The sequence below is a fragment of the Stenotrophomonas sp. genome (assembly GCF_032066555.1).
Lineage (GTDB): Bacteria > Pseudomonadota > Gammaproteobacteria > Xanthomonadales > Xanthomonadaceae > Stenotrophomonas.
Genome location: NZ_DAMBKV010000007.1, coordinates 122,245 through 135,490, shown reverse-complemented (window position 1 = coordinate 135,490; position 13,246 = coordinate 122,245). Strand labels below are relative to the sequence as shown.

At 65.3% G+C, this 13,246-nt stretch carries 10 protein-coding genes; 7 read left to right on the top strand and 3 right to left on the bottom strand.

Features of this window, described 5'->3' with window-relative positions:
• Positions 1–159: 159 nt before the first annotated feature.
• The gene (locus RT131_RS10750; protein ID WP_313172862.1) at positions 160–1,764 is read left to right on the top strand and encodes a glucan biosynthesis protein D; all 1,605 of its coding nucleotides are present in this window, start codon (positions 160–162) and stop codon (positions 1,762–1,764) included.
• A gap of 56 nt (positions 1,765–1,820) precedes the next feature.
• On the opposite strand, the gene RT131_RS10745 is transcribed toward RT131_RS10750, so the two are convergent.
• On the bottom strand, positions 1,821–2,534 hold the full coding sequence (locus RT131_RS10745) for a sel1 repeat family protein (RefSeq protein WP_313172807.1): 714 nt from the start codon (positions 2,532–2,534) through the stop codon (positions 1,821–1,823).
• 57 nt (positions 2,535–2,591) lie between these two features.
• Positions 2,592–3,212, bottom strand: coding sequence for a thymidine kinase (locus tag RT131_RS10740; RefSeq protein ID WP_313172806.1), 621 nt, complete (start codon positions 3,210–3,212; stop codon positions 2,592–2,594).
• A gap of 139 nt (positions 3,213–3,351) precedes the next feature.
• Here RT131_RS10740 and RT131_RS10735 point away from each other — a divergent pair, with 139 nt between their 5' ends.
• The gene (locus tag RT131_RS10735; protein ID WP_293715975.1) at positions 3,352–5,334 is read left to right on the top strand and encodes a UvrD-helicase domain-containing protein; all 1,983 of its coding nucleotides are present in this window, start codon (positions 3,352–3,354) and stop codon (positions 5,332–5,334) included.
• A 465-nt stretch (positions 5,335–5,799) separates the two neighbouring features.
• Positions 5,800–6,318, top strand: a complete 519-nt coding sequence (locus RT131_RS10730; RefSeq protein ID WP_313172805.1) for a GNAT family N-acetyltransferase — start codon at positions 5,800–5,802, stop codon at positions 6,316–6,318.
• A gap of 114 nt (positions 6,319–6,432) precedes the next feature.
• Here the strand turns inward: RT131_RS10730 and RT131_RS10725 are convergent, their stop codons facing one another.
• Positions 6,433–7,098, bottom strand: coding sequence for a DUF480 domain-containing protein (locus RT131_RS10725; RefSeq protein ID WP_313172804.1), 666 nt, complete (start codon positions 7,096–7,098; stop codon positions 6,433–6,435).
• 196 nt (positions 7,099–7,294) lie between these two features.
• Here RT131_RS10725 and RT131_RS10720 point away from each other — a divergent pair, with 196 nt between their 5' ends.
• From RT131_RS10720 to plsB, 4 genes are all read left to right on the top strand, one after another.
• A complete protein-coding gene (locus RT131_RS10720) occupies positions 7,295–8,197 on the top strand; it encodes an HAD family acid phosphatase (RefSeq protein WP_313172803.1) in 903 nt (300 codons plus the stop codon).
• Entirely contained in the window at positions 8,194–8,913 is a 720-nt protein-coding gene (pyrF, locus tag RT131_RS10715; RefSeq protein ID WP_313172802.1) for an orotidine-5'-phosphate decarboxylase, read from the top strand. The genes RT131_RS10720 and pyrF overlap by 4 nt, the downstream gene beginning before the upstream one ends.
• A gap of 363 nt (positions 8,914–9,276) precedes the next feature.
• Positions 9,277–10,239 (top strand): hypothetical protein, encoded by a 963-nt coding sequence (locus RT131_RS10710; protein WP_313172801.1) that lies wholly within the window; start codon positions 9,277–9,279, stop codon positions 10,237–10,239.
• Positions 10,239–12,869, top strand: a complete 2,631-nt coding sequence (gene plsB, locus RT131_RS10705) for a glycerol-3-phosphate 1-O-acyltransferase PlsB (protein WP_313172800.1) — start codon at positions 10,239–10,241, stop codon at positions 12,867–12,869. The genes RT131_RS10710 and plsB overlap by 1 nt, the downstream gene beginning before the upstream one ends.
• Positions 12,870–13,246: the final 377 nt, after the last annotated feature.

The following is a 13,246-nucleotide window of genomic DNA, read 5'->3' as shown; positions in this document are numbered from 1 at the left end:
GCACTGCTGCTGGTGGTTGACCGGGAAGGCCCCTGCCGAGCATGGCTCGGCACTAAAGGTCAGGTTGGCTGAAGCGGATGTTCATCCGCTGAGCGTCCTGGGCTGTCGATTCACGTAATTGCGCCTACCATGCTGCGGTCCCCTATCGGCCTGCCTTTCATGCAACGACGCGACTTCCTGCGCAACGCCGCTGCCGCCCTGGCGGCCTTCGGTCTCCCCGCTTTCAGCGCCTGCGCGGCCGGGAAGCCGGCACAGCTGGGCCTGCGCCGTCTGGGCCAGCCGCAGCCTTTCGATTTCGCCACGCTCAAGGGCCAGGCCCGTGCGCTGGCACAGGCACCCTACAAGAGCCACAAACGCACCCTGCCGGGCGCGCTGGAGAAGCTGGACTGGGACCAGTACCAGTCCATCAGTTATCGGCAGGACCATGCGCTGTGGGCGGACCAGCCCGGCAAGTTCCAGGCCAAGTTCTTCCACCTCGGCCTGTACTTCCATTCGCCAGTGCGCATGTTCGACGTGGTCGATGGCAAGGCGCAGGAACTGGCCTATGACGGTGCGGCTTTCAACTACGGCAAGAGCGGCATCCACGATGGCGAGTTGCCGGCTGACCTGGGCTTTGCCGGCTTCCGCCTCAATACCCGCAGCGATACCGACCGCGACTTCGCCGCCTTCCTTGGCGCCAGCTATTTCCGCGCGGTGGGCAAGGAGGGCCAGTACGGGCAGTCGGCGCGTGGCCTGGCGATCGATACCGGCATGGGCCGCCCGGAGGAGTTCCCGGACTTCATCGCCTACTACCTGGAACAGCCTGCCGCGGATTCGGACACCATCGTCGTTTATGGCCTGCTGGATTCACCCAGTGTGGCCGGCGCCTATCGCTTCGCCATCACCAATGGTGACGTGCTGCTGATGGATATAGACAGTGCCTTGTACCCGCGCAAGGAAATCGAGCGGCTCGGCATCGCGCCGTGCACCAGCATGTACCAGGTCGGCGAGAACGACCGCCGCATGGATTGGGACTGGCGCCCGGAGATCCACGACACCGACGGCTTGTCGATGTGGAACGGCGCCGGTGAGTGGATCTGGCGGCCGCTGTGCAACCCGGCCAACCTGCGCTTCAACATGTTCGTGGACAACAACCCACGCGGCTTCGGCCTGCTGCAGCGTGACCGCAACTTCGACCATTACCAGGACGACGGCGTGTTCTACGAGAAGCGCCCCTGCCTGTGGATCGAACCGAAGGGGCAATGGGGCGAAGGCTCGGTGCAGCTGGTGGAGATCCCCACCGTTGATGAAACCTTCGACAACATCGTCGCCTTCTGGAACCCCAGGGCCAAGCCGCAGCCGGGCCAGGAGTTGCTGGTGGGCTATCGCCTGTACTGGGGCGCCGAGCCACCGGCACGCCCGCCGCTTGCCCACTGCGTGGCCAGCCGTACCGGCCTGGGCGGCATCATCGGCAAGAAGCGTGAGTATTTCTCATGGCGCTTCGCGGTGGATTTCGAAGGCGGCGAACTCGCCAGCCTGATCGACAAGGCCGAAGTGGAAGCGGTGGTGGAAACCAGCCGTGGCCGCGTGGAAGTGGTATCGGCGCGGCCGCTGCGCGAGATCAAGGGCTACCGCGCGATGTTCGACCTGGTGCCGCCAGACGGCAGCACCGATCAGATTGACGTGCGGCTATACCTGCGCAGCGGTGGCAAGACGTTGACCGAAACCTGGCTGTACCAGTACACGCCGCCGGCAGCCGGTGCGCCGGAGCGGACGTTGTATTGATTGCAAGCGAGGCTGCGTTGACACCGGGGCGGTTTTGATCCCGCCCCGGGTCGAAATCAAGGTTTGTCGGTGGCTGCGGGAATGCTCATCGCGGGCTTGCCCACTTCCACCGTGCCACGGCGGATCTTCATCCAGGTTGCGTCCTGCCACTTCTGGTAGAGATCGGGATCCCAGTATTTCTTGTCATACATCCGGTCAGCCTTGATGGTGCGCTCCATCCCGCCGTCGTTGTAGACGATATCGACATTGTTCGACATAGAGCCGGTACGGCTGCCTGTCATTGCGCGCAGGCCGCGTGTCAGCACCGCCGCGATGCGCGGTTTGGCCACTGCATCACCATACTCGGCGGCGAGCTGTCGGGCTTGGGCACGTGCTGCATCCTGTTGTTCCAGCGGAAGCGCTGCCCAATACTGGTCCCTCAGCTCGACGAACAAGGGGTATCCGCGTTCGGCAGCGACATCCATCCATGCAAACGCCATGACCCGATCTGCAGGACGTTCCACGCCGAACCAGTACATTTCGGCCAGGTAGCCCTGCGCCGGCTTATCCGCATAGCGCGCGGAAAGCCGGAAGTTTTCCATCGCGCTGTCCACTTCACCGCGATGCAGTGCGTTTACCCCCCACTGCCGGTACATCATGTCCGGATGACCATCCAGGAATCCGGCGTTGAGCAAGGGCCCGTCTTCCTGTGGCGGTGTTTCGGCGGCGACAGCGGGCAGACACAGTGGCAACAGCAGGATGATCAATAAATAGCGGAACATGGTGGGCATCATTCTTCCTTGGAGATGGTCGCAGCCTAGGGGGCACAGGGGCTAATGTAAATTGCCTTACAACGGCAGCGGCGCCTGCATCGGATCAATCCGACCCTCGCCGCGGGTGATCTTCTTGAACTCGGCGCGGCTTACCGACACATAGCGGTCGTTGCCGCCGATCTCCACCTGCGGGCCGTCGTGCACGGCGAAGCCGTTTTCGTCCACGCGCACGGTCATCGTCGCCTTCTTGCCGCTGTGGCAGATGGTCTTGATCTCCTGCATCTCGTCGGCCCAGGCCAGCAGGTATTGGCTGCCCTCGAACAGCTCGCCACGGAAGTCGGTGCGCAGGCCGTAGCACAGCACCGGGATGCGCAGCTGGTCGACCACCTCGGACAGCTGCCACACTTGCGACTTGCTCAGGAACTGCGCCTCGTCCACCAGCACGCAACCGAGCTTGCCGTGGGCGGCAATGTCCTGCTTTATGAGCGCCTCCAGGTCAGTATCACGCTCGAAAGTGGTGGCTTCGGCCTGCAGACCGATCCGCGAGGCGACCACGCCGGTGCCGGCGCGGTGGTCCAGGTGCGGGGTCAGCAGGGCGACCCGCATACCGCGCTCGCGGTAGTTGTGCGCGGACTGCAGCAGGGTGGTGGTCTTGCCGGCGTTCATCGCCGAATAGTAGAAATAGAGCTTGGCCATTGAATCAGGAACCAGGGGATAGGGACCAGGAACCAGTGAAAGCAACATCGGATCCCGAGGGGTGACAGAATACCCCGGTGTCGGCATCGCGCCCCCCGTCCGGTCTCGTTTCTCACTTCCATTCACTCGTTTCTAGATGCTGGATTCCCTCAATCCCCCCCAACGCGCGGCGGCTGTGCACGCCGAAGGTCCTCTGCTGGTGCTGGCTGGTGCCGGCAGCGGAAAGACGCGTGTGATCGTCGAGAAAATTGCCCATCTGATCGGCATTGGCCGCTACAGCGCCCGCCGCATCGCCGCGATCACCTTCACCAACAAGTCGGCCAAGGAAATGCGCGAGCGTGTGGCCAAACGCCTGCGCGCCGAGGACGCGGCCGAAGTCACCATCTGCACCTTCCATGCCCTGGGCCTGAAGTTCCTGCAGATCGAACATGAACAGGTGGGGCTGAAGCGCAACTTCTCCATCTTCGATGCCGACGATGCCGGCGCGCAGATCAAGGATCTGCTGGGCGGCAGCAGTGCCAAACCCGACGACATCGAGGACATGAAGAACCTGATCTCGCGGGCCAAGAACGCCGGGCTGTCGCCTGAGCAGGCAATGGCGGCGGCGCGCAGCAACCGCGAGAAGGACGCGGCGATGGTCTACGAGCTGTACCAGACCCGCCTGACCTCGTTCAATGCGGTGGATTTTGATGACCTGATCCGCCTGCCGGTACAGGTGCTGGAAGAGCACCCGGATATCGCCCTGGCCTGGCGCGAGCGCATCGGCTACCTGCTGGTCGACGAATGCCAGGACACCAACGACGCCCAGTACCGCCTGCTCAAGCAGCTGGCCGGGCCCGCCGGCAACTTCACCTGCGTGGGTGATGACGACCAGTCGATCTATGCCTGGCGTGGTGCCAATCCCGAGAATCTGCAGCAGATGGGCGTGGATTACCCCAAGCTGCAGATCATCAAGCTGGAACAGAATTACCGCTGCTCCAACCGCGTGCTGCGCGCGGCCAATGCGCTGATCGCGCATAACCCGCACGAGCATCTGAAGACCTTGTGGTCCGACCAGGCCGACGGTGAGCGCATCCGCGTATGGGAGTGTCGCAACAGCGAGCACGAAGCGGAAAAGGTGGCGGCGGAAATCCATTTCCTGGCGACCAGCCGCAAGATTCCGTGGAGTGATTTCTGCATCCTGTTCCGCGGCAACTTCCAGTCGCGTCCGCTGGAGAAAGCGATGCAGCTGGTCGGCGTGCCGTATCACCTCAACGGTGGCACGGTGTTCCTGGAACGGCAGGAAGTGAAGGACACGCTGGCCTGGTTGCGGCTGATCGTGAACCCGGACGACGACACGGCTTTCATGCGCGCGGTGCAGTCGCCCAAGCGTGATGTCGGCGCCAGCACGCTGGCCAAGTTGGCGGAGCTGGCTTCCGAGAAAGACATCCCGATGGCGCAGGCGGCCGAGAGCATGGGCGCGTTGGCCCAGCTCACCCCGCGTGCGGCCAACAGCCTGAGCAAGTTCACCGACATCCTGCGCGCGCTGCGGCTGGACATGCGGCAGATGAGTTCGGGCGACCTGGTGCGGCGCGTGGCCAAGGATTCGGGCATGTTGGCCGAGCTGCGTCACGCAGCCAAGGACACCGCCGGCTATGAGCGTCGCGCCAACAACCTGGAAGAACTGGCCTCGTGGTTCGAGAGCGGTCCACGCGGCGCCAGCGCCGCCGACATGGCCGCGCAGTTGGCGCTGATCTCGCGCAACGACAAGGATGACGGCGGCAACCAGGTGCGGATGATGACGCTGCACGCGTCCAAGGGCCTGGAGTTTCCGTATGTGTTCATCGTTGGCTGCGAGGACGGCGTGCTGCCGCACCAGGTCAGCCTGGATGAAGGCAACCTGCAGGAAGAGCGGCGTTTGCTGTACGTGGGCATCACCCGCGCCAAGATCCAGTTGTGGATGAGCTTCAGTCGCTTGACCCGCAAGTTTGGCGAGCATATCCGGCTCAAGCCGAGCCGGTTCTTTGATGAGATTCCGGCCGGCGAGATCCAGCGCGATGGTGCCGACCCGGTAGCCGATGCCGCGCACAAGCAGGAGCGTGCCAAGGCAGGATTGGCGGCGATCCAGGCGCTGTTTGATTGATGCTTGTCTCCTCCCTTTTGGCGCAGCCAAGGGGGAGGCCGGGAGGTGGTAGCTTTGGCCCCGGTCTTGCGCTTTGATTGGGCTCAGCGCAAACAGCCCCTAAGCCCTTTCCGAGCAAAAGGGGCGCTGGTAGTGCCGAGCCATGCTCGGCAGAGGCTCTACCAGCAAAAACCAGAAGCACCCCTCCCCAACCCTCCCCTCTGCTACGCAGAAGGGAGGGGGCACGGCTTGGCTCCTCCCCTTTGGCGCAGCCAAGGGAGAGGTCGGGAGGGGGTAGCTTTTGCCTCGGTCTTGCGCTTTGATTGGGCTCAGCGCGAACAGCCCGTCAGCCCTTCCTGAGCAAAAAGGGGCGTTGGTAGTGCCGAGCCATGCTCGGCAGGGGCTCTACCGGCAAAAACCAAAAGCACCCCTCCCCAACCCTCCCCTCTGCTACGCAGAAGGGAGGGGGCCAACGCCGAGCACCTTATGTCTTTGATCCAAACCGAACGCCTGCAACTGCGCCTGCTGCGTGACGACGACGGCGATGCCGCCGGCATGTTGCAACTGCTCAACGAGCCCGGTTTCCACGAGTTCATCGGCGACCGCGGCGTGCGCACACTGGAGCAGGCGCGCGACTACGTGCGCAATCACACCTTTGGCAGTTATGCCGCGAACGGCTTCGGCATGTATGCGATCGAACGCCGCAGCGATGGTGCCTGGTTGGGCAATGCCGGATTGGTGCGGCGCGATGGCCTGCCCTGCGCGGACGTCGGCTACGCCTTGCTGGGCGCGTACACCGGCCAGGGCTATGCGCTGGAGGCGGTGCAAGGCGTGCTGGCTTATGCGCGCGGCACGCTCGGCCTGGGTGAACTGCGTGCGATTGTTTCGATAGGCAACGCCCGTTCGGTGGCGCTGCTGGAAAAGGCCGACTTCCGCGATGACGGCACCGTGGTGCTGCCCGGCAAGGATGAACAACTGCTGCTGTTCGTCAACACGCCCGCCTGAGCCCGTAGCCCGGGTAAGCGCAGCGCACCCGGGGACTGGGATCTCAGCGATCTACGGCTTTCTGGCAACGACCCCGGGTGCGCTGCGCTTACCCGGGCTACGGCCAGCGTCGGCTCAGCCGCCCAGTTGCTGCTGCAGTGCGGCCAGCTGCTCCTGCAGCGCGGCGACGGTGGCTTCCAGTTGTTCCACCCGCGCTTCCAGTGCGCTGTTGCCACTAACGGCACCAGCGCCGGCCGGTGCCCGGTACTGCGCCGCCAAGGCATCCACATCCACCGCACCACACAGCAGGTGCATGTAACGGTCTTCGCGCTGGCCCGATGCACGCGGCAGCTGCACGACCAGGCCGCGTTGCTGCATGCGCTCCAGCTGATGACGCAGGTCGGCAGGGTCGGCGAACTTGGCCATGCGCTCGCTGCGGATGGCCAACTCACCGGCGGTCTGCGGGCCGCGCAGCAGCAACAGGCCGAGCAGGGCCACCTGCTGGCGCGGCAGGTCCAGCTTGAGGCCGGTGAGGTGCTCGTAGCGCTCCGCGCGCGAGGAGAAATGCTGGCGGGCCAGGCCCATGGCTTCCAGTTGGCGCAGCGCGTACTGCACCTTGCCGGCTTCCAGGTTCATCACCGGCTCGCGTGCGGTCTTCTGGTTGGCGGCTACCTGGGCGGCGTTGACCGTGAGCGGGTAGGTGTCCGGGGTGGTGGCCTCCTTCTCGATCAGGCAGCCCAGCACGCGTGCCTGATCGGCATCGAGAACGGGCAAATCGGGGGTCTGGCTGGCGTCGGTCACGGTCCGGGCTCCGGTCTTGCTAGGGGGGCGCAAGCATAGCTGAGAGCTGAAACCGGAGCTAAAACCGGGGTCAGAGTGGGGTTTCGGAACGAAACCCCACTCTGACCCCGGTTTTAGCCCCGGTTTTGACCCGGCAAGGCGGGCAAAGCGGGGAGCCGGTAAACTTGGCCGGTTTTCGAAGATCCCGGTAGTTTCCATGTCCCGATTCCCCGCCCTTCCCCTGCTGGCCGGCGCCCTGCTGTCGCTGGCCGCCTGCAGCACCACCGCGCCGCAGCACCACGTTTCGCCGGCCCCCGCCGATGCGGTCGTGGCCCCGGCCAATGCGCCCAACGACAACCTCAATGCCGTGCTGTGGGTGCAGCGTTCGCAGGAATACCGGGCCAGCGCGCTGCAGACCTGGAAGCTGGCCGGCGCGCAGCTGGATGCGGCCCTGACCGATGGCCGCTGGACCGCGCTGCTGCCGGAAGAGGGCGGCAACCATCAGTCGGCGACCCTGAAGCCGGCTGTGGTGGTGGACGTGGACGAAACCGTGCTCGACAACTCGCCCTACCAGGCGCGCCTGGTGAGTGAGGGCACCAGCTACAACGACGCCACCTGGGAAGCCTGGGTGGACGAGCAGAAGGCGCAGCCGGTGCCGGGCGCGGTGCAGTTCGCACAGGCCGCTGCGGCCAAGGGCGTGACCATGATCTACATCAGCAACCGCACCGCGGCGATGAAGGACGCCACCATCGCCAACCTGCGCAAGGTCGGCTTCCCGGTCGCCGATGACAGCGTTTATCTGGGCCTGGGCACGCCGGTGCCGGGCTGCAAGGAGCACGGCAGCGAGAAGGGCTGCCGCCGTCAGCTGGTGGCGCAGCAGTACCGCGTGCTGATGCAGGTGGGCGACCAGTTCACCGATTTCCTGCAGGTCGAGGACAACAGCCTGGCCGCGCGCGACCTGCTGCTGGACAAGTACCAGGGCTGGATCGGCTCGCGCTGGTGGATCCTGCCCAACCCCACCTACGGTGGCTGGGAAGGGGCCGCGATCAACAATGCCTGGTCGCTGCCGGCCGATCTGCGCAATGGCGCCAAGCGCGAAGCCCTGGAGCTGGCCCGATGAACCGTGCACCGTTGCCGCTGCGCAATGACGAGCGCCTGATCTTTGCCCTGGACGTGCCCGGCAAGGCCGAGGCCCTGAAATGGGTGGACAAGCTCGGCGACGCCGTGTCGTTCTACAAGATCGGCATGGAACTGCTGGCCTCGGGTGAATACTTCGACGTGCTGGACGCGCTGGCCAAGCGCGACAAGCGCGTGTTCGTCGACCTGAAGTTCTTCGACATTCCGGCCACCATTGCCGGCGTCATCCGGCGCCTGTCGCAGTGGCCTGTGAGCTATTGCACCATCCATGGCTGGCACCCCGGCATGATGGAAGCGGCTGCGGCCGCCAACAGCTCGGAGATGCGCCTGCTGGCGGTCACCGTGCTGACCTCGATGGGGCGCCCGGACCTGGCCCAGATGGGCATCGACCGCGAACCCGTCGACGTGGTGGTGGAGCGCGCGCTGGCCGCGCAGCGCGCCGGCATCGACGGCGTGATCGCCTCGGGCCAGGAAGCCGCGCCCATCCGCGCGGCAACCGGTCAGGGTTTCTCCATCGTCTGCCCCGGCATCCGCCCCGGTGGCCCGGTGGGTGACGACCAGCAGCGCACGGTCGGCGTGGCCCAGGCCTTTGCCGACGGCGCCGATGCCATCGTGGTCGGCCGGCCGATCCGCCTGGCCGCCGATCCGCGTGCCACGGCGCTGGCTATTCAGCGTGAAATCGCCGAATCAATCGAGTAAAATCAACAACTTATGCTGATGTTTATAAAGTGTTGCTTTAACTGAATCGGACGCGTAGGCTACGTTCCGTCCGGCGCTGCCGGCGATGCGTCAAACATGTCTACCGGCTTCGCGCCGGCTTGAGGGGTCTGTCACCGGCAACGGGGCGGCCTCTTTTTTTATGCCCGGATCTGGGCATCGGGGCTGGGGATTCGCAGTGGGCAACAGTGCTCGTCGCTTTGGGGGAGTGGAAATCCTGCCGTCCGCCTTTATCCAATCTCCAATCCCGACTCCCAAATCGCCGCTCCACCGTGACGGCCGTGCTTGCTGCTGTCACCGGGCAGGCATCAAGATGCTCGGCCTACGGGGAGGATCGACGCCGCCATGCAACGCCGTTCACTACGCAGCTGCCACCGCATCGTTCTGGCTTCGGTCTGCCTTGTAGCCCTTTTGGCCGCCTGCAAGCGCAACACCGAGCCCTTGCCGGGCGCCGCCACCGAGCCGGCGGCGGCGGTGCGGCAATTGGCCCAGCACCTGCGCAACAACGACCTGGTCGGTTACGCCCGCGCTGCCGTGCCCCCTGCCCAATATGCCGAGCTCGAAGCCGCCTGGGCCCAGGGCCATAGCCGTTGGCCGCTGACCGAGCTGCCGCTGGACGAAAAGCTGCCCGCGCTGCTCGCCACGCTGTCGGAGAAGGACGCCGAACGCAGCCTGCAGCGCGCCTTCAAGGCACAGCTGGAAGGGCAGACCGCCGCCGTGCGGCAGGCCGCGCATTCGCTGGGTCTGTTCGGCGTGCAGTACATCAGCCACCAAGGTGACTACAACGCGGCCGAACGTGCGCATTACGTGCAGCTTGTCACCGCGCTCAGCGACTGGGCACAGGCTGCGCCATTGTCCGATCCGAAGCTGGCCCAGACCTCGATCGCCACCCTCACTGCCGCTGCGCGCGCGACCGGTCTGGCTGGCGATCAGGCCTTCCAGCAGGCCGGGATGACTGGCAGCCTGCAGAAACTGGGGCCGTTCGCCGCGGCCAGCAAGCAGGTGCTGGCCGCCTACGGGCTGAAGCTGGATGAAAGCGTGGAACAGATGCGTACCGGCCTGGTGTCGCAGGACGGCGACCGCGCCACCGTGCGTGTGCAGTACCCGCTGGCGGGCAAGGAACTGGACCTTGAGGTGGCCCTGGTAAGGCGCGACAAGCGCTGGTACCTGGCGCGCACCCTGGGTGACGTGGACGCCGTGCTGGCGGCCGCACGCACCGCTGAGCAGGCCAAGGCCGATGCCTTGCAGGCGGCCGACGTCCCAGATCCGGAAACACCGGACAACGCCGCAGCGGCGGCTAAGCCATAATGGCGCCGATGTCGAAACAGAAATCCCAGCCCGACCAGGGTGAACTGCTGCCGCCGGACGACGCCAACGCGCCGCCCGCCACTCCTGCTGCCATTGTGCCGGGCGCCTCTGTGCGACCAGCACCGGCGGCCCGTGCCGCGCGTCGCCCGTGGTGGGCGCGCCTGCTGGGCAAGCTGATCGAGCCCTGGCTGGGCCTGAAGATCGAGCCGGAGCAGGCTGGCCAGCACAACGATGGCCGCCCGGTGGTGTACGTGCTGGAGGACTACGGTCTGTCCAACGCACTGATCCTGGACAAGGCCTGCCGTGATGCCGGCCTGCCGTCGCCGCTGGTGCCGCTGGCCGGTGACCCGACCGGGCGCAAGCGCGCCTATGTGGCGCTGTCGCGGCGTTCCAGCAACAGCGCGCTGATCCCCGAGCAGCGCGGTGCCAAGACCCATTCCGATTCGCTGGCCAAGCTGCTGCAGGCGCACCGCGCCAACCCGGGCCTGGACGTGCACCTGGTGCCGGTGTCGATCTTCGTCGGCCGCGCCCCGGACAAGCAGAGCGGCTGGTTTGCGGTGCTGTTCTCGGAAAACTGGGCGCTGGTGGGCCGCTTCCGCCGCCTGCTGGCGATCCTGCTCAATGGCCGCGACACCATCGTCCGTTTCGCCCCGCCGGTCTCGCTGCGTGGCACCGTCGACGAGGGCCTGGAGCCGGAGCGCACCGTGCGCAAGCTGCAGCGCGTGCTGCGCACCCATTTCCGCCGCATCCGCGAATCGATCATCGGCCCGGACCTGTCGACTCGTCGCCTGCTGGTGGACAAGGTGCTGGAATCGGATTCGGTACGCGAAGCCATCGCCGTGCAGGCCAAGCGCGACAACTCCAAGACTACCGAGGCCTGGAAGAAGGCGCAGGGCTATGCCTGGGAGATCGCCGCCGACTACTCCACCCCGGTGGTGCGCTCGGCCAGCTTCATGCTCAGCCACGTCTGGAACCGCATCTATGCCGGCGTGCTGGTGCATCACCTGGACAAGTTCAAGGAAGCGGCACCGGGCCACGAAATCATCTACGTGCCCAGCCACCGCAGCCACATGGACTACCTGCTGCTGAGCTACCTGCTGTACGACCGTGGCATCGTGCCGCCGCATATCGTGGCCGGCATCAACCTCAATCTGCCGGTGGTCGGTACCCTGCTGCGCAAGGGCGGTGCGTTCTTCATCCGCCGCTCGATCAAGGGCAACGCGCTGTACTCGGCGGTGCTCAGCGAGTACGTCGCACAGCTGGTGGCCGGTGGTTATTCGATCGAGTACTTCGTCGAGGGCGGACGCTCGCGTACCGGTCGCCTGCTGCAGCCCAAGGGCGGCATGATCTCGATGACGCTGCGCGCCTTCCTGCGCCAGCCGCGCAAGCCGGTGTTGTTCCAGCCCATTTACGTCGGCTATGAAAAGCTGATGGAGGGCAACAGCTACCTGGACGAGCTCACTGGCCGGCCCAAGGAAAAGGAATCGATCTGGGCGCTGCTGTGGGGCATTCCCAAGGTGCTCAAGCAGAACTACGGCCAGGTGGTGGTGAACTTCGGCGAGCCGATCGCGCTCAACGATGTGCTGGCGAAAATGGCGCCCGAATGGGATGGGCAGCCGGTGCCCGAGGACGAGAAGCCGAGCTGGTTGTCCGGCACGGTCGACACGCTTGCCGAGCAGATCCAGGAACGCATCAACGCCGCCGCCGACGTCAACCCGATCAACCTGCTGGCGCTGGCATTGCTGTCCACGCCCAAGCACGCGATGGGCGAGGCCGACCTGATCGCGCAGATCGAACTGTGCAAGAAGCTGCTGGTGGAAATGCCGTATTCCGACCGGGTCACGGTCACCCCGCATTCGCCCGAGCGCATCATTGCCCACGCCGAGGAAATCAACGTCCTCACCCGCATCAAGCACCCGCTGGGCGATGTGCTCAGCGTCAGTGGCGACACCGCGGTGTTGTTGAGTTATTTCCGCAACAACGTGCTGCACCTGTTCACCGCATCGTCGTGGGTGGCCTGCTGCTTCCAGAACAATCGCCGCATGAGCCGTGGTGGCCTGCTGCGGCTGGGTCGCGGCCTGTATCCGTTCCTGCAGGCGGAGTTGTTCCTGCCCTGGACCGAGGACGAATTCGCCGCGCGCATCGACCAGACCATCGACGTCTTCGTGCGCGAAGGCCTGCTGCAACACGTGGGCGAAGACGATGGCGGAATGCTTGCGCGCAGCACCGGCCAGACCGATGAGGTGTTCCGTCTGCGTGCGATTGGCCATTCGCTGCAACAGGCGTTCGAGCGCTATTACATCGCCATCTCGGTGTTGGTGAAGAACGGCCCGGGCACGCTCGGCGCTGGTGAACTGGAAAGCCTGTGCCAACAGGCCGCACAGCGCCTGAGCCTGCTGTACGCACCGGCCGCGCCGGAGTTCTTCGACAAGACCCTGTTCCGCGGCTTCATCCAGAAGATGCGTGAACTGCGCCTGGTCTGGCCGGACCAGAACAGCAAGCTGCTGTTCGACGAACGCCTGGATGCCTGGGCCAAGGACGCCAAGTTCATCCTCGGCCGCGAACTGCGCCACACCATCGAGCGTGTGAGCCCGGAAGCGGTGAAGCCGGAAGTGCCGCCAGCAGCTTGAGCGGCAACCCCGTAGAGCGGAGCCATGCTCCGCTGGGGCATGGCCGGAGTCCGCTGTCTTGCAGGAGCGGCGTAAGCCGCGATGCCACAACTCAATCAGGTTGCAGGCATGCCGGTGATTGCAACGCTGCCGGTTTCGCGGCTTAGCCGCTCCTGCAGCCCTGAAATTGTTTGCAAGGCCGCTTGCCGAGCATGGCTCGGCACTACCGCTGCTGCTCCCTCCCTTTGCCGCAGGCAAGGGGAGAGTTGGGGAGGGGTGGCTTCTGCTCTGCGGCTTGCGGCCTGGTGTACGGATGCTTTGCTGGTAAAGCCCCTGCCGAGCGTGGCTCGGCACTACCGCTGCTGCTCCCTCCCTTTGCCGCAGGCAAGGGGAGAGTT